Origin of the sequence: Microbacterium sp. SCN 69-37, from assembly GCF_001724435.1 — a bacterium.
GTDB lineage: Bacteria > Actinomycetota > Actinomycetes > Actinomycetales > Microbacteriaceae > Microbacterium > Microbacterium laevaniformans.
This window is the reverse complement of record NZ_MEEL01000031.1, coordinates 89,519-109,759: the sequence shown is the minus strand read 5'-3', so window position 1 is coordinate 109,759 and position 20,241 is coordinate 89,519. Positions and strand designations below refer to the sequence as shown.

General features: G+C 70.2%; 21 protein-coding genes and 1 pseudogene. 8 read left to right on the top strand and 14 right to left on the bottom strand.

Annotated features, from left to right (window positions below; translation table 11 throughout):
- Positions 1 to 277: 277 nt before the first annotated feature.
- Positions 278 to 2,071 carry a serine/threonine-protein kinase gene (locus ABS64_RS10025; RefSeq protein WP_292683346.1) on the bottom strand — a complete coding sequence of 598 codons (1,794 nt, stop codon included), beginning with the start codon at positions 2,069 to 2,071 and terminating at the stop codon, positions 278 to 280.
- A 359-nt stretch (positions 2,072 to 2,430) separates the two neighbouring features.
- Here ABS64_RS10025 and ABS64_RS10020 point away from each other — a divergent pair, with 359 nt between their 5' ends.
- The gene (locus ABS64_RS10020) at positions 2,431 to 4,023 is read left to right on the top strand and encodes a molybdopterin-dependent oxidoreductase (RefSeq protein ID WP_292683344.1); all 1,593 of its coding nucleotides are present in this window, start codon (positions 2,431 to 2,433) and stop codon (positions 4,021 to 4,023) included.
- Positions 4,024 to 4,164: 141 nt separating this feature from the next.
- On the opposite strand, the gene ABS64_RS10015 is transcribed toward ABS64_RS10020, so the two are convergent.
- From ABS64_RS10015 to ABS64_RS10000, 4 genes are all read right to left on the bottom strand, one after another.
- A complete protein-coding gene (locus ABS64_RS10015; RefSeq protein ID WP_292683342.1) occupies positions 4,165 to 4,629 on the bottom strand; it encodes a DUF1622 domain-containing protein in 465 nt (154 codons plus the stop codon).
- 84 nt (positions 4,630 to 4,713) lie between these two features.
- Positions 4,714 to 4,884, bottom strand: coding sequence for a CsbD family protein (locus tag ABS64_RS10010; protein WP_036290850.1), 171 nt, complete (start codon positions 4,882 to 4,884; stop codon positions 4,714 to 4,716).
- 107 nt (positions 4,885 to 4,991) lie between these two features.
- Positions 4,992 to 5,213, bottom strand: a complete 222-nt coding sequence (locus tag ABS64_RS10005) for a hypothetical protein (RefSeq protein WP_363331281.1) — start codon at positions 5,211 to 5,213, stop codon at positions 4,992 to 4,994.
- The gene (locus tag ABS64_RS10000) at positions 5,210 to 5,614 is read right to left on the bottom strand and encodes a hypothetical protein (RefSeq protein ID WP_292683350.1); all 405 of its coding nucleotides are present in this window, start codon (positions 5,612 to 5,614) and stop codon (positions 5,210 to 5,212) included. The genes ABS64_RS10005 and ABS64_RS10000 overlap by 4 nt, the downstream gene beginning before the upstream one ends.
- Before the next feature lie 72 nt (positions 5,615 to 5,686).
- On the opposite strand from ABS64_RS10000, the gene ABS64_RS09995 reads away from it, so the two are divergent.
- On the top strand, positions 5,687 to 6,292 hold the full coding sequence (locus ABS64_RS09995; protein ID WP_292683340.1) for a TetR/AcrR family transcriptional regulator: 606 nt from the start codon (positions 5,687 to 5,689) through the stop codon (positions 6,290 to 6,292).
- 14 nt (positions 6,293 to 6,306) lie between these two features.
- Here ABS64_RS09995 and ABS64_RS09990 read toward each other — a convergent pair whose 3' ends face one another.
- On the bottom strand, positions 6,307 to 7,191 hold the full coding sequence (locus tag ABS64_RS09990; protein ID WP_292683338.1) for a GTP-binding protein: 885 nt from the start codon (positions 7,189 to 7,191) through the stop codon (positions 6,307 to 6,309).
- A 71-nt stretch (positions 7,192 to 7,262) separates the two neighbouring features.
- Here ABS64_RS09990 and ykgO point away from each other — a divergent pair, with 71 nt between their 5' ends.
- Both ykgO and ABS64_RS09980 read left to right on the top strand, forming a co-directional pair.
- Positions 7,263 to 7,385 carry a type B 50S ribosomal protein L36 gene (gene ykgO / locus ABS64_RS09985; RefSeq protein WP_036290846.1) on the top strand — a complete coding sequence of 41 codons (123 nt, stop codon included), beginning with the start codon at positions 7,263 to 7,265 and terminating at the stop codon, positions 7,383 to 7,385.
- A complete protein-coding gene (locus ABS64_RS09980; protein ID WP_051498889.1) occupies positions 7,382 to 7,900 on the top strand; it encodes a GNAT family N-acetyltransferase in 519 nt (172 codons plus the stop codon). The genes ykgO and ABS64_RS09980 overlap by 4 nt, the downstream gene beginning before the upstream one ends.
- A gap of 11 nt (positions 7,901 to 7,911) precedes the next feature.
- On the opposite strand, the gene ABS64_RS09975 is transcribed toward ABS64_RS09980, so the two are convergent.
- Together ABS64_RS09975 and ABS64_RS09970 are read right to left on the bottom strand one after the other, a co-directional pair.
- Positions 7,912 to 8,451: an NUDIX hydrolase gene (locus ABS64_RS09975; protein ID WP_061683742.1), complete on the bottom strand. Its 540-nt coding sequence runs from the start codon at positions 8,449 to 8,451 to the stop codon at positions 7,912 to 7,914.
- A gap of 67 nt (positions 8,452 to 8,518) precedes the next feature.
- Positions 8,519 to 9,442, bottom strand: a complete 924-nt coding sequence (locus tag ABS64_RS09970) for a lytic transglycosylase domain-containing protein (protein ID WP_204947758.1) — start codon at positions 9,440 to 9,442, stop codon at positions 8,519 to 8,521.
- A 278-nt stretch (positions 9,443 to 9,720) separates the two neighbouring features.
- On the opposite strand from ABS64_RS09970, the gene ABS64_RS09965 reads away from it, so the two are divergent.
- On the top strand, positions 9,721 to 11,835 hold the full coding sequence (locus ABS64_RS09965; RefSeq protein ID WP_292683331.1) for a glucose PTS transporter subunit IIA: 2,115 nt from the start codon (positions 9,721 to 9,723) through the stop codon (positions 11,833 to 11,835).
- A gap of 110 nt (positions 11,836 to 11,945) precedes the next feature.
- Here ABS64_RS09965 and coaBC read toward each other — a convergent pair whose 3' ends face one another.
- Positions 11,946 to 13,151 (bottom strand): bifunctional phosphopantothenoylcysteine decarboxylase/phosphopantothenate--cysteine ligase CoaBC, encoded by a 1,206-nt coding sequence (gene coaBC, locus ABS64_RS09960; protein ID WP_292683329.1) that lies wholly within the window; start codon positions 13,149 to 13,151, stop codon positions 11,946 to 11,948.
- Positions 13,152 to 13,213: 62 nt separating this feature from the next.
- Between coaBC and ABS64_RS09955 the strand changes: the two genes are divergently transcribed.
- Complete coding sequence (locus tag ABS64_RS09955; RefSeq protein WP_061683738.1) at positions 13,214 to 13,936, top strand: NRDE family protein; 723 nt, start codon at positions 13,214 to 13,216, stop codon at positions 13,934 to 13,936.
- 21 nt (positions 13,937 to 13,957) lie between these two features.
- Here ABS64_RS09955 and ABS64_RS09950 read toward each other — a convergent pair whose 3' ends face one another.
- From ABS64_RS09950 to ABS64_RS14695, 3 genes and pseudogenes are all read right to left on the bottom strand, one after another.
- The gene (locus tag ABS64_RS09950) at positions 13,958 to 14,095 is read right to left on the bottom strand and encodes a hypothetical protein (RefSeq protein WP_155947596.1); all 138 of its coding nucleotides are present in this window, start codon (positions 14,093 to 14,095) and stop codon (positions 13,958 to 13,960) included.
- Positions 14,083 to 14,874 carry a hypothetical protein gene (locus ABS64_RS09945; protein ID WP_051498888.1) on the bottom strand — a complete coding sequence of 264 codons (792 nt, stop codon included), beginning with the start codon at positions 14,872 to 14,874 and terminating at the stop codon, positions 14,083 to 14,085. The genes ABS64_RS09950 and ABS64_RS09945 overlap by 13 nt, the downstream gene beginning before the upstream one ends.
- A 31-nt stretch (positions 14,875 to 14,905) precedes the next feature.
- Positions 14,906 to 15,139, bottom strand: a pseudogene (locus tag ABS64_RS14695) (FtsX-like permease family protein); the annotation flags it as partial.
- Between the two features lie 385 nt (positions 15,140 to 15,524).
- Between ABS64_RS14695 and ABS64_RS09940 the strand changes: the two are divergent.
- On the top strand, positions 15,525 to 16,166 hold the full coding sequence (locus ABS64_RS09940) for a YdeI/OmpD-associated family protein (protein WP_036290836.1): 642 nt from the start codon (positions 15,525 to 15,527) through the stop codon (positions 16,164 to 16,166).
- Between the two features lie 28 nt (positions 16,167 to 16,194).
- Here ABS64_RS09940 and ABS64_RS09935 read toward each other — a convergent pair whose 3' ends face one another.
- Entirely contained in the window at positions 16,195 to 17,748 is a 1,554-nt protein-coding gene (locus tag ABS64_RS09935) for a bifunctional NAD(P)/FAD-dependent oxidoreductase/class I SAM-dependent methyltransferase (RefSeq protein ID WP_036290835.1), read from the bottom strand.
- 65 nt (positions 17,749 to 17,813) lie between these two features.
- Here ABS64_RS09935 and ABS64_RS09930 point away from each other — a divergent pair, with 65 nt between their 5' ends.
- Positions 17,814 to 18,365 (top strand): XRE family transcriptional regulator, encoded by a 552-nt coding sequence (locus ABS64_RS09930; protein WP_036290833.1) that lies wholly within the window; start codon positions 17,814 to 17,816, stop codon positions 18,363 to 18,365.
- Positions 18,366 to 18,469: 104 nt separating this feature from the next.
- Here the strand turns inward: ABS64_RS09930 and pgi are convergent, their stop codons facing one another.
- Positions 18,470 to 20,149, bottom strand: coding sequence for a glucose-6-phosphate isomerase (gene pgi / locus ABS64_RS09925; RefSeq protein ID WP_292683322.1), 1,680 nt, complete (start codon positions 20,147 to 20,149; stop codon positions 18,470 to 18,472).
- Positions 20,150 to 20,241: the final 92 nt, after the last annotated feature.

The following is a 20,241-nucleotide window of genomic DNA, read 5'->3' as shown; positions in this document are numbered from 1 at the left end:
CGCCCGCGGCTACCGCAACCGCCACAACTACCGCCTCCGCATGCTCCTCGCCGCCGGCGGACTCACCCCATGACCCCCACCGAATGTCCGAAGAGCCCGCAAAGTCGGCGTGATCGTGGTTGCTCAGTCGCGGTTCGCGGACGTTTCGACTCAATGGTTGCGGCAGTCCGTGCTCGAGGTGATGCGACATCCTGAAAGTGTTGCGATCAAAGACAAGTGAGGCCTGAGCGAGGATCAAGATCTCGACCTCGCCAGACCGCCAATGACGAGTCTGGTATCAGCTCGCGTCGATCTCGCGGAGCCCGAGTACTTTGGCGAGCGTTATGCGGATGGTGAACTCCGGCTCCCAGACGAGGGCGACAAGATCGTGGTACTTGGCGTCGGCGCGTAGCAAGTCCTCAACATCGCCTTCGAAAGCGTAGTGCGTGGCCGTCATAGCAAGCGCCCGGTCGCGAAACCTATCAAAATCGGCGAGTGACGGGAAGAAGATCGAGAACCTCCCATCAGTCCGCTCACCCACAGAAACTCCCCACTCAGCTTTCAGCATGTCAAGGATGTCTGGAACAGCGTCGACGTTGAGTCGTTCCTCAAAGAGCGTCGCGCTGTGAGGCGCAGGCGGCGCGTCCGTCAGAGTAGTCCGGGACCAGTTGATGCTCACCTGCTTCTCGAACGTTAGTAGATCGAGATCGCTCGGGTCGATCTCAAGTCCTTCGCCGGTGAGATATCGGCGCCCACTTCGCGCTATCCACAGGATCGGCGCGTCCACGAGGTCGTGCTTGACTGAACCAGAGCCCGCGCCCGGCTCATCTGCGACGATCTTTCGGGCACTGCTCAAGAGCTCGTCGCAGTGGTAGTCCATGCAGAATCGAAAGTAGTGGGCCGCGAGAGCTGGCGCCCAGTCCCAGAGCGAATCCTGTGGGAGCGGGAATCGGGCCTGCAACTCTTCGAACTCCTGAAGCTGTTCAGCTTTCCCTGGCAGCGCCAGCGCCTGGAATTGGGCTTCGTCCCACACCGCTCTCATCTCGTTCTCGAACTTCGCCTTGCACGCCCTAAAAAGCCGAGAGTGGATACAGAGATTGAGGAGCTTGGGGCTCGCGCTGAAACTCACTTCGCAGTGGTAGTTCCGGTTGTATGCCGGTTCGTCGTCTGAGGATCGCTCGAAGACGTACTTGGCCGATAAGACATCTCTGGCCGCCTGCGTGATTACTCGCTCACTGGCGGCGCTATGTCCGCCGCTGGGCGTGCTCGCGGTCCGAAGATGCTTCACGACGACTTCTATTTGGGAACGCACTTGTCGCCGGATCAGTTCCACCGTGTCGCGCGCCGCGCGGATGTCGATGCGCTGCGTGTCGTCTTGCAGGGTCATCCGCTCGACCAGGTCATCCAGCGCAGAGAGAAACGGGTGTACGTCGCGGACACGTAAATGGCGTGCCCCGCGAGCGTTCTGCTTCGTGAACATTTCGGTTGTGATCAGGCCGAGTGCGAAGACGTCCGCGGGCGCCCCGATACCACTTGGGTGCTTCCTGGCCATCTGCTCGGGGGCCTGATAGTTGCGGTTCGCGAGTACTTCGCCCTGCCTTGTCAGATAGGAGTTCTTGAAGTGCGCGATTCCGAAGTCTGCGATAACCAAGTGACGATTGACCGTGTCGACGAGGATGTTCTCAGGCTTGATGTCACGATGCACTACACCTTCACCATGCACATACATCAAGCCCTCGCACAGCTGCGCGATGTAGTCGAGCAGCACGTCGTCAGCGAGCTCCGCAGCAATGACATGGCGCAGGCTCGTCGGGTACAAATCCATGACGTAGTAGAAATGGGAATCGTCCTCGGCCCAGGAGTGAACCTTCACGACATGCGGGTGTTCGGATTCGATCCCGAACCGAATCTCATTGCGAAAGCGCTCATTGCGCTTTGCTGATCCGCCGTGCTTCTCGATCTGTTTGAGCGCGTAAGGGCGACCGTCGGCGCTAGAGCGCACCCGCCACACCTTTGAGGCGCCACCCTGGCCGAGCATCGACTCCACCGTGTAGGTCGTGCCGTCAATTTCGCGCACATCATTCTTCTTCACCGAGGTCAACGGTAGCTCAGCCGAGCTGGCACGCATGGCCGTCCCGTCGATGAGGCACGTGCCTTCAACCAGTGACAAGTTCTTTGGCGGCGGCGGTGTCTTGAACCCAGGATCCTTTCGCAGATTCCCGCGAAACGCCCAGCGATCGCGATGCCAAAGTGCGTGGCGTCGAACATCTTCACCTCTTCGAGCTGTCTGCCACGGCTCGGCGCGATGTGTCGGAGGGCACGGAGGCGTCGGGCTCGGCCTGAGCACCCGCGTCGAAGCCGTCGACGACACGACGGCCACCGCCCCACCATCCGATCGCCCTCCCGCACCGAATAACAGGGGTACCCCGACCCCGGCGGCAGGAGATCATCGTGACCACGCACACCGGCCGGCGCGCGTCGCTCGCCCTCGCCGCCCTCGCGGGTCTCGTCAGCGGCGCCGTCTTCCTCGGCGCGGCTGAACTGCTGGCGCTGCTCGTGGCGCGCACCGCCAGCCCGATCCTTGCGGTCGGCGGCTTCGTGATCGACATCGTGCCGCAGCCGTTCAAGGAGTTCGCGATCGCGACGTTCGGTGCGAACGACAAGATCGCCCTCCTCGCGGGGCTCGGCCTCGCCGTCGTCATCGCCTCGGCGATCGGGGGCATCCTCGAGTACATGCGCAGCCCGTCCGGTGTCGTCATCGTCGCCATCGCCGGGGTGCTCTCCACGGCCGCGGTCGTCTCGCGTACCGGTGTCACCCCGCTGTCGTTCCTTCCGCCCGTGGTCGGCACCGTCGCGGCCTCCGTCGTCCTGATCCTCCTCGGACGTCGACTGCGCCTCTGGCGCGGCACCCTCGAAGGCGCGCACGCAGACGCAGACGCAGACGCAGACACCGCCTCGGACGAAGCGCCGGCGCTCGGCCGTCGCGGCTTCTTCCGCCTCGCGGGCGTGGCCGGGGTCTCCGCCGTGATCGTCGGTGTCACGGCACGCGTCGCGACGGCCGCGACCTCATCGGTCGACGCGATCCGCGATGCGCTGAAGCTGCCGGCCCCTCGCCGAACGCTGACCGTACCCGCGGGCGCCGAGCTCGACGTTCCCGGTCTCTCGCCGCTCTTCACGCCGAACGCCGACTTCTACCGCGTCGACACGGCGCTCACCGTCCCGGCCATCGACCCGTCGACCTGGCGCCTCGTCGTGGACGGCATGGTCGACCGTCGCATCGAGCTGAGCTTCGACGACCTCGTGGGCATGGGGCTGGACGAGTACGGCATCACCTTGACGTGCGTGTCGAACGAGGTCGGCGGCGGACTGGTGGGAAACGCGCGGTGGCTCGGCGTGCCGGTCCGCGACATCCTGCGAATGGCGGGACCGCAGGGCGGCGCCGACATGGTGCTCTCACGCAGCGTCGACGGCTACACCGCGAGCACTCCGCTGTCGGCGCTCACGGATGACGGGCTCGACGCGATCCTGGCGGTCGCGATGAACGGCGAGCCGCTGCCGGCCGAGCATGGCTTCCCGGTGCGGATGATCGTCCCCGGGCTCTACGGATACGTCTCGGCGACGAAGTGGCTCACCGAGCTGAAGGTGACGACCTTCGCGGCCGACGAGGCGTACTGGACGCCGCACGGCTACAGTGCCGAGGCGCCCATCAAGCTCTCCTCTCGTGTCGACGTGCCCAAGGTCGGCAGTCCCGTCGCCCCGGGGCGGGTCCCCGTCGCGGGCATGGCATGGGCGCAGCCGACCGGGGTCGCCCGCGTCGAGGTGAACATCGACGACACCGGCTGGATCCCGGCAACCATCTCCACGCCGGTGAACGACGAGAGCTGGGTGCAGTGGATGTACGAATGGGATGCCGCGCCCGGCACCCACTACATCGCGGTACGCGCCTGGAACAAGAACGGCCAGCTGCAGGAGCAGCAGCGTGCCCCGATCGCCCCGAACGGCTCGACGGGGTGGCACCGGGTTCTGGTCACCGTGTCGTCGTGAGCGCTCGTCCGCCGCGACGGAGCCCCGCGCGTGAGAATGTCGGCATGACGCCTCGTTGGACCCCACTCGCGATCACCTATGTCGTGCTGGCGATTGCCGGCCTGGTCGGGACGTTCGCCTTGAACGTCTGGTCGGTGGTCCTCATGCGCAACTACCTGCTCGATCTCGTGCAGTCGGGCCCCGCCGTCGGATCGATGCCCGTGCGGCCCCGCGCTCACGCGCGATCGAGCGCGCGAGCACCTGGCCGCCGCTGGTCAGCAGCGCGCGGCGCCACGGGAGCGTCCCCTCGATCTCGATCTGGATCGACATGGACAGCACCGTCCGGATCACGACGATGAGGCCGAGGATCAGAGCGTCCTCGATCGACGGCTTCGAGGTGATGGTGCGGATGAGGTCGGCGGCCACGAGCACCTCGAGCCCCAGCAGGATCGCCGCCCCCAGCGTGGTGCGCAGCACCAGGTAGGCCGCGTGCGCCCGCCGCTCGCGGCGGAGCGTGCGCCACGCCAGCACGACCGCGATGACGAACCCGGAGACCATGGCCAGGGCACCGATCACCTCGAACACGATCGCGATGACGGTGAAGAACGGCTCGATGGATGCGGACATGATCGCCACTCTAGGGGCGAGCTCCTCCGGACGCAGCGCGACGCCCCCGCCCGACGGGGGCGGAGGCGTCGCGCGGGGGGAGGCTTACTTGAAAGCGTCCTTGACGTCCTCGCCGGCCTTCTTCACGTGGGCCTTGGCCTGCTCGGCCTCGCCCTCGGCTTCGAGGCGCTCGTTGTGCGTCAGCTTGCCGACGCCCTCCTTGACCTTGCCGCCGAGGTCCTCGGCCGCGTTCTTGATCTTGTCGTCGAGACCCATGATGTGTTCCCTTCTCTGGCCTTCTCCGGACTCCTGACCTCGACGCTACGAGGGCCGCCGGCGCGAGGGCAGTGGGTTGACGGGCTGGGATCGAGGGGGTAAACGGGCTACGCGCGATGCGTGACGGGATGCCGCAGCATCCCCATCGGGCGGGCGCCCGGCACCCCGGTGATCGGACGCACCTCCTCGAAGCCGAGCCGTCGGTACAGGCGCCGGTTGACCGGGGTGGACGACTCGAGGTACGCGCTCTGGCGCATCGCGTCGAGGGCGTCCAGGTGAGTCGAGAGCAGGCGTCCGCCGACGCCGCGGCCGCGGGCGCGTGCCGTCACGCCCACCTCGGCCAGGTACCAGTGCGGGGAGTCGGGACGTTGGCGCTCCAGGTGCGAGAACAGCGAGAGCGCGCGGGGGATGCCGCGCCATCCCAGGGCGCGCACGAAGTGCGGCGCCTGCCCGACGAGACGTCCGAGAGCGCCGTGCGTGCATTCGGGCCCTCCCACACGGCGACCCCGAGGATCGAGCCGTCCCCGTCGCGGGCGAGGTCGACGGTTCCGGTCGTGAAGGCGCCGGCCGCCAGCATCCCATGGAAGAGGTGCGCGAGCCGTGTGCGCCAACGGCCCGGCGTCGGCACGATCGCGGCGAGCACCGGGTCGGCCTCGAAGGCTTCGGCCAGCACGTCTGCGGCGGCGGGGAGGTCGCCGCGGCGGGCGGGGGTGATGGTGATCTCCGGCATGTCTCCTCCAATTGGTCCGAGTGGATAAAACTAGTACGAGGGGAACCGCCGGCCCCGACCCTGGAGGACGCTGTGAACGAAGCGCCATCGCCCCGCGCCTACCTGGGCGTGGACGATCGCCGCCGGCAGCTGCTCGACGCGGCGTGGGAGGTAATCCGCGACGGCGGCGCGACGGCGCTCTCGCTGCGGACCGTCGCGCAGCGCGCCGGGGTGGCGCACCGCGTGGTCACCTACGCGTTCGGGACCAAGAGCACGCTCGTCGCCGCGCTGCTCGAACGCGAGTCGGCGCGTGCGGTGGAGGCCGCCTGGGCGGCGCCGCTCGCCGAGGAGACGCTGGAGAGCGCGGTCGCCGCAGCGCTGCGTGCCTACCTCGACGACGTGCGGGCCGATCCGCGCCGGCACGAGTGCCTCGCCGAGCTGACGATCCTCGCGCGATCGTCGGGCGAGCCGGCGGATGCCGCCGCGATCGAGAGCGCCGCGGCGCTCGCCGAGATCGGTGCCCGCCTGGAGGCCTGGCAGTCCGCACGCCCGGCGGCATCCGTGCGGGATATCGACGTCGTCGCCGCGGCGATCCTCGCCACCGCCGAGGGACTCGCGCAGTGGTGGCTCGCGACGCGCGACGACGCGCACGCCGACGCCGTCATTGCCGTGCTCGCGAGAGCGTTCGCGACGCCGTGACGCCGTGACGGCGCTCAGGCGAGCAGGTCGTGCGGGAGTGTGTCGTCGGCGAAAGCGGGCCACGCCGGAAGGGGATCCTCCAGCCGCGCCCAGCCGGCGGCGCCCTGCTCCAGCTCGGCGTCGGTGAGCAGCGCGGCGTCCAGGGTCGCGACGACGGCGCCCGTCATGAGATCGAGTCCCGTGAGGGCGAGGTCCTGCGCCGTGAGGCTCGCCTCCATGCTCGCGTCTTGCGGGTCGATCCACATCGCCGAGCCAACCTGGTTCCAGCGGGCCAGGATGCCGGGGCGCGTCGCCAGCCGACAGAAGCCGGCCGAACGCAGCAACAGGCCGAAGCGACCCGTGTCGAGTTCGTCGAGGGCGGCGGCGAGGCGGGCCGGGTGGAACGGGCGCAGTCGTTCGTAGCGCACCGTCGATACCCGGGGATCGGTCATGTAGGGGTCGTGCTCGTCGTTCAGCGCCTGCACCCATCCGGGGTGCTCCAGCACCGAGCTCTCGTCGAACCCGCGAGGGTCGGAGCCGGCGAGGGCCTGGAGGTCCTCCGCCGGGCCGCGGGACAGGCGTACCCGTGCGCGCGGGGCGAGGTGGGAGGCGAGCGCCATGAGCACCGACAGCTCGGCGGTCTCCACGTGCTCCCAACGCACGAGACTGATGAGGGTCGCCGACTCGAGCAGCGTGACCGCACGTCGCGCTCGCGCGCCCGCGTCGCCGTCGCCGTTGCGGCGGCGCCCATCGAGCGGACTCGGGTCGCGCAGATCGTCCAGCATGTGCCGGGCGTCGACGACGCAGACGATCGGTGCAGGCGGTGTGCGCGCGACGATGTCCAGGTGCAGCACCTCCACGTCGATGTCCGCATCGATCACGAAGCGCTCGACGTCGTGCCGATCCCGCTCGAGCGTCACCGCGACGGGATCGCTCGGCGCCGCACCCGCATCCGCATCCTCGCGTCCAGCCGAGACGCGGAGGAGTGGTCATGAAGGTTCGTGCGTCCCTCAAATCCCTGAAGGAGCAGCCCGGCGCGCAGGTCGTGCGCCGTCGTGGTCGCGTCTACGTCATCAACAAGCTGAACCCGCGCTTCAAGGGTCGGCAGGGGTGACCGTCCCCGGTTGCGCAGCACCGGCATCCGTCGAGATCCGCTGCGCCGTCGAGAGCGACGTGGCGGCGGTCTGCGCCTTCGGTGCCGTGGTGCTCCCCGCGCACTACACGCCTCTCATCGGGGCCGATGCCGCACAGGAGCTGGTCACCGACTGGTGGAGCGCCCCCGCGACGCTCCGCGCCGTCGACGCCCAGGCGCTCTGGGTGGCACTCGATGCCGACGGGGAGATCGTCGGCGTCGGCGAGCTCGGCCACATCGGCGACGATCCCGTCATCTACAAGCTGTACATCGGCGCCCACCGCCGCGGCGAGGGTATCGGCGCGCTCCTGATCGACCGGATGATCGCGACGCTCGCACCGCGCACGCCGCGCGTGCTGATCGAGCACGTCGCCGCCAACGACCGCGCCGCGGCGTTCTACGAGCGCCACGGGTTCGTCGTCGACCATGTCGACGTGATCGACCCGCACGCCCCCGAGCGCGACGTCGTCTGGCGGGCCCGCGAGCTCGCCGCCTGATCGGGCGGCGCTCAGGCGAAGCGGTCGAGGTGGATGCCGGCGTACGCGAGCGCCGCGACGCTCTCGCCGTCCGTGATCTCGCCCGCGGCGATCATGCGGAGGACATTGCCGAACGGCACCCACCGCACGGCGTCGATGCCCTCCTCGTGTTGAGAGGCGTCGGCATCCGCACCCCGGGAGATGCCCTGCGCGAGGAAGACGAACTCGGGTGCGCGCGCGATGCCGTTGAGGGCGTTCATCCGCCCGAGCGCCGTCCAGCGTGCCGCGGTGATGCCGGCCTCCTCCGCGAGCTCTCGCTGCGCCGCGACGAGAGGGTCCTCGCCGTCCGAGCCGCCCGCCGGAACCTCCCAGGAGTGGCCGGTGGTGTAACGCTCGAGCGAGACGAGACAGACGCGATCATCGTCATCGACGGCGACGACGAACACGGCGGGATGCTGCATCTCCACGACGCCGTAGATGCCCTCGCCGTGAGGGCCGACGACATCGTTCTCCTCGACGCGGATCCAGCGGTTCTCGTACACGGTGCGCGATGCGCGCGTCTGCCACGTCATGCGCCCACCCTAGAACGGGCGAACGGCCCGGACGCAGAGTCCGGGCCGTTCGAGCGGGCGGTGGCGATCAGTACCAGCCCACCGACTCCGAGTGGTCCCATGCGCCGCAGGGCGTGCCGTAGCGGCCCGCGATGTAGCCCATGCCCCACGCGATCTGGGTCGCAGGGTTGGTCTCCCAGTCGGCGCCGGCGGAGGCCATCTTGCTGCCCGGGAGCGCCTGCGGGATGCCGTACGCACCGCTGCTGTTGGCGGCGTTCACACGCCAGCCCGACTCCTTGTTCCACAGCGACACGAGGCAGGCGAACTGGTCGTCGCCCCAGCCGTAGTTGGCGGCAGCCATCGAGCGGGCGATGCCCTGGGCGGATGCCGGGTCGACGTTGACGTCGACCGCGGGACGCGACGAGACCGACGCGGTCGTCGCCGCAGCGGCCTCCTCGGCCTTCGCCTTCGCGGCGGCTTCTGCGGCCGCGGCGGCCTCGGCGGCAGCCTTCGCCGCCGCCTCGGCGGCGGCCTTGGCGGCAGCCTCCTCTGCGGCCTTGCGCTGCACGGCGGCATCGAGGGCGGCCCGCAGCTTCGCCGTCTTGGCGGCGACGACCTCGGTCTCGGCCTTCGCGTCGGACGTGAGCGTGGGGATCATCATCGCGGGGGTCACGTCGAGTGCGCGCAGCTTCGTGATGAGGGCGCCGAGCTTGGCTGTGTCGACCGTGGTGTCGGTGGTGCCGACATCGAGACCGGAGGCCGAGATGTCGATCGCCACCTTCGCGGCGGCGGCGACGGCACTCTGCGCGGCGCTCATCGCGGTGACGCCGCCGGCGGTGATCGCGCTGAGCGGTGCGGAGGTGGTCTCGACGGTGACCGAGCCGGTGGAGGCGGCGGGAGCATCGCTCGCAGCGAAGGCCGGCAGGGCCCCCGCAGTGGTCGTGGCGGCGCCGATTACGAGGCCGAGGCCGAGGAGGGCGGATGTCACGGGGCGGTAGGGCAGACGGGGCATAAAGAGAGTACTTCCGGTGAATCAGCACCGCCCCGGCGCCGGAGCGCGAGCGGTGTGCGTCCTCGGGTGGACACGAAGGTCACAGCTTCACAACGTTTTCTGGACATCCCCGGCGCACAACCTGAGTGAAACCTGTACGCCAACCGCCCGTCGGCCCGCGTTTCCTCCGGTCCGTTTGCCACGGTCCGAGCCCTGTCCGCTGTCCTGGCGGCGATATAGAGTCGCCTGCGACAGATCGTCATCGACAGGACGTCGCATAACGAAAAAGAGGCGAAAAAATGGCATCCAATTCGGCATCCGAGATCGTCGACGCCGTCGGCGGACCCGGAAACATCGCGAGTCTCACCCACTGCGCCACACGATTGCGCTTCCAGCTCAACGACGGAGACAAGGTCGACAAGACCGCCGTCGAAGCCATTCCGGGAGTGCTCGGCGCGGTCCCGCAGGCCGGCGACCGCTTCCAGGTCGTGATCGGCGGCGGCGTGCAGACCGTCTACAACGAGATCATGGCGCTGCCCGTCATGGCCGGCGGTGCATCCGCTGGCGGCGGCGCGGACGAGAGCATCGCCGACATCAAGGCGCGCGAGCGCGCGAAGGGCCCCCGTGGCACCCACGCCTGGCTCGACTCGCTGTTCGAGTTCCTCTCGGACTCGTTCCGCCCCATCCTCGGCGCCCTCCTCGGCGCGTCGCTGTTCATCACGTTCATGGCGCTCATGGCGACCCTCCACGTCATTCCGGCCTGGAACGCGCCCGGCGTCACCCTCGACCCGTCGTGGGCGTTCGTCAACCTCATGTGGCAGTGCGTGTTCGTCTTCCTGCCGCTGATGGTCGCCTACAACGCGTCGCAGAAGATCGGTGCCGACCCGTGGGCGGGCTTCTCGATCATGGCGGTGCTGATGCTCCCGAGCTTCTCCGGTCTCGCGACGGGCGTCGAGAAGACGCCGCTGTTCGGGTTCCAGCAGGCGCAGGTCGCGATCGTGCAGGTGTGGGGTCTGCCGATGCCCATCGCGGACTACTCCTCGCAGGTGTTCCCTCCGCTACTGATGGCCGCGGTGCTCGGCCTCGTCTACAAGGGCCTCAAGAAAGTCATCCCCGAGAACATCCAGCTGATCTTCGTGCCCTTCCTCGCGATGCTCATCATGATCCCGTTGACGGCCTTCCTCATCGGCCCGATCGGCGTGTACGTCGGGGCCGGGCTCGCGAGCGCGCTCGCGGCGATCAACTCCTTCTCGCCGTTCATCTTCGCGATCGTCATTCCGCTCGCCTACCCGTTCATGGTGCCGCTGGGTCTGCACTGGCCGATCAACGCGATCATGCTCCTGAACATCCAGACCCTCGGGTACGACTTCATCCAGGGCCCCATGGGCGCGTGGAACTTCGCGTGCTTCGGCGCGACTGCCGGTGTGCTGGTGCTGGCCTGGCGGGAGAAGGACAAGCAGATGCGGCAGACGGCGACGGGCGCGCTCGCCGCGGGCCTGCTCGGCGGCATCTCCGAGCCCTCGCTCTACGGCATCCACCTGCGGTACAAGCGCATCTATCCGCGGATGCTCGTCGGCTGCCTCACGGGCGGTCTCATCATCGGCATCGGTTCGCTGGTGCTGGGTCTTCCCCACGGCATCACGACGCAGGCGTTCGTCTTCACCTCGCTGCTGACGGTCCCCGCCTTCAACCCGATCGGGCTCTACCTGGTCGCCGTTGCCGGCGCGTTCGTGGTCGCGATGGTGCTCGTCATCATCTCGGGCTACAAGAACCCGGAGCCGGCCGGTGCGGCCGTCGCGGCGGCCACGGCAGGCGCGGCATCCGTCGCCCCCGGTGTGGCGCGCGACAGCATCCCGGCCGTCGCCGGCGGCGCGGAGCTCGCCGGTGTCGCCGGTGAGGCGACGGCGGCCACGACCGCGACCGCGGTCGCAGAGCGTCCGGATGCCGTCGGTGCGTTGATCCAGGTCGCCTCGCCGCTCGACGGAACCGTCGTCGCGCTCGACCAGGTGCCCGACCCCGTCTTCGCCGGCGGTGTCATGGGCCCGGGCGTCGCGATCGAGCCCACCGGTGACACGGTCTACGCGCCGGGTGCCGGCACGGTGGTGGCCGCTCAGCCGACCGGACACGCGTTCGGCCTGCAGCTGGACAACGGCGCCGAGGTGCTCATCCACGTGGGAATCGACACGGTCAACCTGAAGGGGGAGGGCTTCGACGTCAAGGTCAAGAACGGCGACCGCGTCGAGACCGGCACGCCGCTCGTCACCTTCGACCGCGCCGTGATCGAGAAGGCGGGCTACCCCCTGATCACCCCGGTGATCGTGCTGAACGGCGACGCGTTCGACACCGTCGACCCGGTCGCCCTCGGCCCCGTCACGCACGGATCGCCGCTGCTGGACGTGCAGAAGAAGGCCTGACCGCTGCGCTCTGCGTTTCGACTCGCTGCGCTCGCTCAACGACCGGGGAGGGCCTCCCCGGTCGTTGAGTGAGGAGCGCAGCGACGAGTCGAAATGCGGTGACCCCGCCGTCAGCGCAACGCGGCGACCGCGTCCCAGATCGCGTCGGCGACCTCCCGCTTCGTGCCCGCCGCATCCGACACGACGGTGCCGGCGGCATCCAGCAGCAGCACACGATTGTCGGTCGCCTCGAAGCCGTGGGTCTCATCGACCCGGTTCACCGCCAGCAGGTCCACGCCCTTGCGCTCTCGTTTGCGGCGTCCCCGTGCCAGAAGCTCCGCATCGTCGGCCGCCGTCTCGGCGGCGAAGCCGACCACGATCTGACCGGGCCGGCGTGCGGCGACGAGTCCTGCGAGCACATCGGGGGTGGTCACCAGCTCCAGCCGCGGCACGCCGTCCTCTTTGCGCAGCTTTTCGCGCGAGACCTCCGCGACCCGGTAGTCGGCGACCGCGGCCACCATCGCGATGATGTCGGCGGCGGGCGCGGCATCCGTCATCGCCGTCTCCAGCTCGGCGGCCGTGCCGACGCGCACCATCGTGATGTGCGTGTGGCGGGATGCCGACGCGAGCACCCCTTCGTCCACGTGGGCCGCCACGAGCGTGACGTCGGCGCCGCGGTCGGCGGCGGCGAGGGCGAGCTCAGTACCCTGACGGCCACTGGAGCGGTTGCCGAGGAAGCGCACCGGGTCGATGGGCTCACGGGTGCCGCCGGTCGACACGGCGACCCGCAGGCCCGCGAGATCGGCGGGCGGCGGCGCGGCGATCGCCAGCGCCGCAGCGACGATCTCCTCCGGCTCCACCATCCGCCCGGGCCCGCTGTCGCCGCCCGTCAGCGGGCCGTCGGCCGGCCCCACCACGTGCACGCCGCGCGCCCGCAGCGTCGCGACGTTGGCCTGCGTGGCGGCGTGTTCCCACATCGCCGTGTGCATCGCGGGCGCGACGACGACGGGCGCGGTGGTGGCGAGCAGCGTCACACCGAGCAGGTCGTCCGCGATGCCCGCCGCCATCTTCGCGAGGATGTTGGCCGTCGCGGGGGCGATGACGATGAGGTCCGCGGAGGTGCCGAGGGCGACGTGGCGCACGCGCGCGACGTCGTCGTGGACACTGGTCGTGACAGGATTCCTGCTGACGGCCTCCCACGTGGTCGTCCCGACGAAGCGCAGCGAGTCCTCGGTGGGAACAACGTGCACCTCGTGCCCGTTGGTGACGAGGGCGCGCACGAGGTGCACCGTCTTGTACGCGGCGATGCCGCCCGTCACGCCCACGACAACGAACATGGTCCGATCCTCCCACGCCGCAGGCGTCGCCACGAGGAGCGGACGGAGAGGTCACGAGCACCGTGTGTACCGTCATCGTCCACGTCCCGCACGGCGATGGCGCGCCCGTACGGTTGCTCGCCGTCCGTGACGAGGACCCCGCGCGCTCGTGGGATCCGCTGGGCCCGTGGTGGCCCGAGCTTCCGAGCGTGAAGGGTGTGCGCGACCGTCGTGCCGGTGGCGCGTGGTTGGCGGTGGATGCCGAGGACGGCCGCGTCGCGGTGATCCTCAACCGCGCCGACGTGCTGGCCGCCGACCCGACGGGACGGGCCGAGCCCCCGATCTCCCGCGGCCGGATCGTCCTCGATGCCGTCGCCGGCCGCACCCCGGACAGTCCACCGCATGCGCAGGGGTTCAACCTCGTCGAAGCGACGGCCGCCGGCGCCCGTGTCACCATGTGGGACGGCGGCGCTCTGCGGCACGTGGAGCTTGCTCCCGGCATCCACATGGTCGCGCATGACGACGTCGACGATGAGGCGACGGCGCGCATCGCGGCGTGGCGCGCGGCCTTCAGCGCGCCGGCTGCCATCGACGGGCACTGGTGGGAGCCCTGGCTCGACACTCTCGAGCTGACGAGCGGACTGGGACCCACCGACGATCGCGCCATCGTGCGCGACAACCGTCCCTTCGGGTACCCGACCCTGTCGCTGCTGGTCGTCGCCGCCTCGCTCGGACCCGACGGCGTCGACGTGCGCTACGCGGAGTTCGACGAGCCGGGGCAGTGGAACCGACCCCGGCTCGCCTGAGCGTCTCGCGCCACCGTCGTCTCAGGCCCCGCGGCGAATGGCCGTGACCAGGGGCCGCGATGTGAGCAGCGACAGGCACACCAGCACGATCCCGGCGAGGAACGTCCCCACGATCACCACCATCGAGATCGGAGCGATCAGCACCGTCAGCCCCACCACGGGCAACGCCAGAGCGACGCCGACGAGTGCGCCCCCACCGCCGCCCATCGCAGCGGCACGATGACGGTGAGCGCGCGGGCGCGGCGCAGTTCGCGCCCCGGCATCCCCAGACGATCCAGGCCCACGATGAGCTCGCGGTCCTCGAGCGTGGACGCGGCCTGTGTCACCCCCACCGAGCAGGCGAGCAGCGCGAAGCCGACGCCGAGCGTCACGAGCACGCCCGTGCGCATGTCGGCGAACAGCACGGCCTGAGAACCCGTCTGCCCGTCGTCGCCGGCGAGCGCCACGAGGCTCGCTCCCGAGCCGCCCACCACCGCGATGACGGCGATCATCGCGATCCCCGAGACGCGGCGCCAGGCCGAGGCCGCGTGCGCCGACAGCTCGCGCCCGGCGATGAGCTGCGCCGCAGACGACGTGGTGCGCGCGAGGCGGCGCCCGCGGGCCGCGACCAGCGGTGCTCCGACGACGTTCACGATCACGAGTGCGACGCCGAACAGGCCCACCAACGCGATCAGGCCTACCGCGGCGCCCCAGACCTGCGCGATCGCGGTGATGTTCGACACCGCCGTCGCCACGGCGACGATCGCCAGGACGCCGAAGACCAGCGCCGCCGTGCGCCGCCGTGGCGGGGCGGTGCGACGAGCCACGCCCAGCGGCGTCAGCTGCACCCGTCGCAGGCTCAGTGCCGCGCTCGCCGTGGCGACCACGACGACACCCACGACCGCCCCGGCCGCCGTGCCCGCGCCGGTCCAGAGCGCCGCGGCTCCGACGGGCCCCACCGAAGAACGGCAGCAGTCCCACCATGGGCAGCAGCGCCGCGTACAGACCGACGCCCAGGATGCCGCCGACCAGCGCGGTCGCGCCCGCTTCGACGACCGTCATCGCGCTGACCTCTCCCGTCCCGGCGCCGAGGAGGCGCAGAGTGGCCAGACGGTCGTTGCGTCGGCGCGCCGACAGACGTGCCGCGGCCGCCCCCAGCGTCGCGATCGGCACCGTGAGCAGCACGAGCGCCAGTGCGCTGAGCGCGCGGTAGATGATCTGCATCTCCCCGGCGGCGCGCGGGTCGGTGAAGAACATGCCGACGCCGCCGCCGACGACCAGCAGCAGCGCGGTCGTGACGCCGAAAGCGACGATCGGCCGCACCAGCGCGGCGCGGCCTTGCCGCGACGGGCGCGCGAGCATCACGGTGAGGCGGACGGTGCCGGCGACGCTCATGCGGCGCCGCCCGTCGCGACCGTCGCCGAGCCCTGGATGCGCCCGTCGGTCATGTGCAGCGTCCGCGAGCAGCGCGCCGCGACGCCCGGGTCGTGGGTGACGACGACGAGGTCTTCGCGGCGGCCCCCGCGGCGTCATCGGCCCCGGGATGTATCGGCATCCGCCTCCCGGGCGATCTCTGTCGCGCGTCGGGGGTCGCTGCTAGCGTCGCGGCATGGGAGTGGACGGGGGCGAGTCGGTGTTCTTCGCGGATGCCGCGGCCTTCCGGGCATGGCTCGAAGCCCACCACGACACCGCGACCGAACTGTGGATGGTGCGCCGGCGCAAGGGTCATCCCGAGCAGGGGCTGCGCTGGGAGGACGCGGTCCCCGAGGCGCTGTGCTTCGGCTGGATCGACTCGACGAGTCGACGGCTCGACGACGACGCGCGCATCCAGCGGTGGACGCCGCGCACGCCCACCTCCACGTGGAGCGCGGTGAACATCGCCCACGTCGCGCGGCTCACCGTGGAGGGGCGCATGCACCCGGCGGGCCTGGCGGCATTCGAGCGGCGCCGGCCGGAACGCACCGCGATCTGCTCGTATGAGACCAGCGACGAGCTCGACGCGGACGAGCTGGCCGCGATCACGGCCGTTGCCGCGGCTCGCGCGTTCTGGGATGCCGCGACCCCGGGCTACCGTCGCATCTGCGCCCACTGGGTGCACGGCGCGCGCCGTGCCGAGACGCGGAGCGCCCGCCTCGCGCAGCTCGTCGAGGAGTGCGCGGCCGGGCGACTCATCCCTTCGCAGCGCTACGGCATCCCGCCCGCGTGGCTCGCGCGCGCCGCTGCGGCCGCCGCGGTGCACGGAGAGTCGTAACGGCGACGCGCGGCCGCGTCGTCGACCGTCAGCGCCGGCGCAGCAGCAGCACGCCGTCCTCGAGCGTCCCCGGCTCCTCATCGCGGCCCGTTGCGGCGCGGGTGCGGGTCTCCACGAGCACCGCCTCCCACGCCTGCGGATCGAGGTCGAGCAGTCGCAGCTCCTCCTCCGGGGGCAGCAGCCGTGGGCGTTGCCCGTCGTCGCCGTGATGAGACCACGGCGGCGCCACGGCGTGCGACACGATCAGCAGATAGCCGCCGACGGCGACGCGCTCGGCCGCGCCGCGCAGCAGGGGGACGCGCGGGAAATCCGGTTCCCACGAGTGCAAGAAGCTCGCGCTGACCAGATCGAACGTCCCGGGCGGCACGGCCTGCGTGCCGCTTCCCACGAAGAAGGTGACCCGTTCGGAGAGTCCGCGCTCGCGCGCTGCGGTCGCACCGCGGCGGATCGCGGTCTCTGAGACGTCGACCGCCGTCACGTTCCAGCCGTGTTCGGCGAGCCAGACGGCATCCGCCCCCTCGCCGCAGCCGACCTCCAGGGCTCTGCCGACCGGGAGCGTCGCGGCGAGGTCGGCGAAGGTCGCATTGACGTGACCCGACCAGATGCTGTCGCGGGTCGCGTAGCGCTGCTCCCACGCCGAGGCTCGTTCGCGGGCGCGCTGCGCCAGTGCCAGGTCGCCGTCCTCCACGACCAGTGCGGCATTGACCCCGGCGCCCGCCATCGATCCGGCCGCCATCGCGACGGGAACATTGCCGTAGGGCGCGACGACATTGCCGGCCGCCCACACGCGCGGATGCGAGGTCGTGCCCAGGAGGTCGACCGCCAGCGGCGCCCCGGGATCGTCGGTGCGCGCCAGGCGAAGGGCGTCGGCGAACGCCAGGTCGATCGCTGGCGTCGGCGCGACGAACAGGGCATCGATCGCGTGCATCTCGCCGTCGGCATCCCGCGCCGCGTGCAGCGCACCGTTCGCCCCGTCGAGGGCCACGATCGGGGTCGGCACGATGCGGATGCCGCGAGCCCGCCAGCGCACCCGCAGCTCGTCGTCGAGGGGCTCGATCGCGCCCGTGAAGGCGGTGAGCTCCTCGCTCCACTGCCGAACCAGCTCGATCTGGTGCACGCTCTGCGGCGAGGTCGCCAGCACGCCGAGACGGCTGCCCGCCACCTCGAAGCCGTGGCAGTACGGGCAGTGCAGCACATGGCGTCCCCAGTATTCGGCGAGCCCCGCGACGGGCGGCAGCTGGTCGCGCACTCCGCTGGCGATGATGACGGCGCGAGCGGTGTCGGCCGTGCCGTCGGTGCGCGTGAGGCGCAACACGGCGCCGTCATCGCGGATGCCGTCGACCTCGCCCTCTTCGACGCGCACGCCGTAGCGGCCCAGCTCGTCGCGTCCGCGCGCGAGCAGCGCCTGGGGATCGATGCCGTCGTGGCCCAGGACGCCGTGCATGTGCGCGGCGAAGCGATTGCGCGGGCTGGCGCCGTCGATCACCAGCGTGCGCCGACGCGCACGTCCCAGCATCTGTGCGGCGCTCAGGCCGGCCGCGCCGCCGCCGATGACGACCGCGTCCCACTCTCTGCTCTGCATAGGTCCACTGTGGAAGGTGCGGGTGATGATTGCAAACAGAATTGCGTTATTGGCAAACTGAGGAGATGTCCCACGCTCTCGATCAGGTCGGCGCTCGCCTTCGTGCGGCCCGGCACGCACGCGGCTGGACGCTCGAGGAGCTCGCGACGCCGGCGGGCGTCTCGGTGAGTACGCTGTCGCGTCTGGAGTCGGGCAAGCGACAAGCCTCGCTCGAGCTGTTGCTGCCGTTGACGCGTCGACTCGGCATCCGCATCGACGATCTCCTTCCTACCGAGACACGTGACCCGCGCGTGCACCGCCCGATCGAGCGTCGCGACGGGATGGTCATCGCGCCGCTGACGCTCGAGGACTCGCCGATGCAGGCGCTGAAGATCGTCTATCCGCCGATGGATGCCGCGCCCGCCGCCCGCATCCACGAGGGATACGAGTGGCTCTACGTGCTGAGCGGCCGCGTGCGGTTGGCGCTCGACGGCAGCGAGCACGCGCTCGGCGCCGGCGAGGCCGCCGAGTTCGACACGCGGTTGCCGCACTCGATCAGCGCGACCGCCGATGGCCCCGCCGAGGTGCTGAGCATCTTCAGTGCCTCGGGCGAACGCTTCCACACGCGCCTCGCCTGACGGCGAGAAACCACGACCGCCGCGAGAAACCACGACCGCCGCGAGAAACCACGCCGGCGCGTGTTTCTCGACGCGGCGATGGTTTCTCGCGGAGGAGGGACGCGTCAGGCGCGGTGGGCGCGGTAGTAGTCCAGGAGCGCGCGGGTCGAGGCATCCTGCGCGGCCGTCGCCGTCTCGTCGCCCTCGATGGCCGGAGCGATCTGCAGAGCGAGCTGCTTGCCGAGCTCGACACCCCACTGGTCGAACGAGTTGATGCCCCAGACCACACCCTGCGTGAAGGTGATGTGCTCGTACAGGGCGACCAGCTCGCCGAGCACGCGCGGGGTCAGCGCCGGCGCGAAGATCGACGTCGTCGGGCGGTTGCCGGGGAACGTGCGTGCCGCCACGAGCGCGCCGGTGGTGCCCTCGACTTCGACCTCCTCCGCCGTCTTGCCGAAGGCGAGAGCCTTGGTCTGCGCGAGGAAGTTCGCCAGGAACAGGCCGTGCACGTCGCGGCCGCCGTCGTTGAGGTCGTACGCGGGGTTCACGAAGGCGATGAAGTCCGCCGGGATCAGGCGGGTGCCCTGATGGATCAGCTGGTAGAAGGCGTGCTGACCGTTGGTGCCCGGCTCGCCCCAGAAGATCTCGCCCGTGTCGCTCGTGACCGGCGAGCCGTCCCAGCGCACGCGCTTGCCGTTGGACTCCATCGTCAGCTGCTGCAGGTACGCGGCGAAACGACTGAGCTGCTGGGCGTAGGGGAGCACCGCGTGCGACTGGGCCCCGAGGAAATTCGTGTACCAGACGTTGAGCAGGCCCATCAGCACCGGCACGTTCCGCGCGAACGGGGTCGTCCGCACGTGCTCGTCGATCGCGTGGAAGCCCGCGAGAAGCTCGCGGAACGCCTCCGGTCCGAGCTCGACCATCAGCGACAGGCCGATGGCGGAATCGACCGAGTAGCGGCCGCCCACCCAGTCCCAGAATCCGAAGGCGTTCGCCGGGTCGATGCCGAAGTCGGCCACCTTGTCGAGGGCCGTCGAGACCGCGACGAAGTGGTGCGCGACGGCATCCTGCTTCTGCGCGTCGGAGCCGTCGATCGCCCCGGCGGCGGCCAGGCCCGTCCACAGCCAGTCGCGCGCGAGACGCGCGTTGGTGAGCGTCTCCAGCGTCGTGAACGTCTTCGAGGCGACGATGAACAGCGTCGTCTCGGGATCGAGGTCCTTCGTCTTGTGCGCCAGGTCGAACGGGTCGATGTTCGAGACGAAACGCGCGCTGATCCCCGCGGTCGCATACGGCTCCAGCGCGGTCGAGACCATCGCGGGACCGAGGTCGGAGCCGCCGATGCCGATGTTGACGACGTGCGTGACCGTCTTGCCGGTGACACCCTTCCACGCGCCCGAGCGCACGCGATCGGCGAAAGCGCTCATCGCCTCCAGCACGGCCTGCACATCGGCATCCACGTGCTGACCGTCCACGACCAGCTCGGGCGTCGCTCCGGCCGGGCGTCGCAGCGCCGTGTGCAGCACGGCGCGGTCTTCCGTCGTGTTGATGTGCTCGCCGCGGAACATGGCCGCGAGGCGATCGGCCAGGTGCACGTCGTCGGCGAGGGCCAGGAGCGAGGTCAGGATGCCGTCGTCCACGAGGTTCTTCGAGAGGTCCACGTGCAGGTCGGCGGCGTCGAAGGTCAGCCGCTCGACCCGCGTCGGGTCGTCGGAGAACCAGGCGCGGAGATCGGGGGCGAAATCCGCGGCGCGTGCGGACAGATCGGCCCAGGCGGGAGTGCGGGTGGCGTCGATGGGAGTGCTCACGCCTTTACGCTAGCGTCCGCGAGCCGGGTGTGCAGACGCGAGTCCTGTGAGAAAGGCATGGCCGGACGAGATCGATGCGCGAGCCCCGGAAA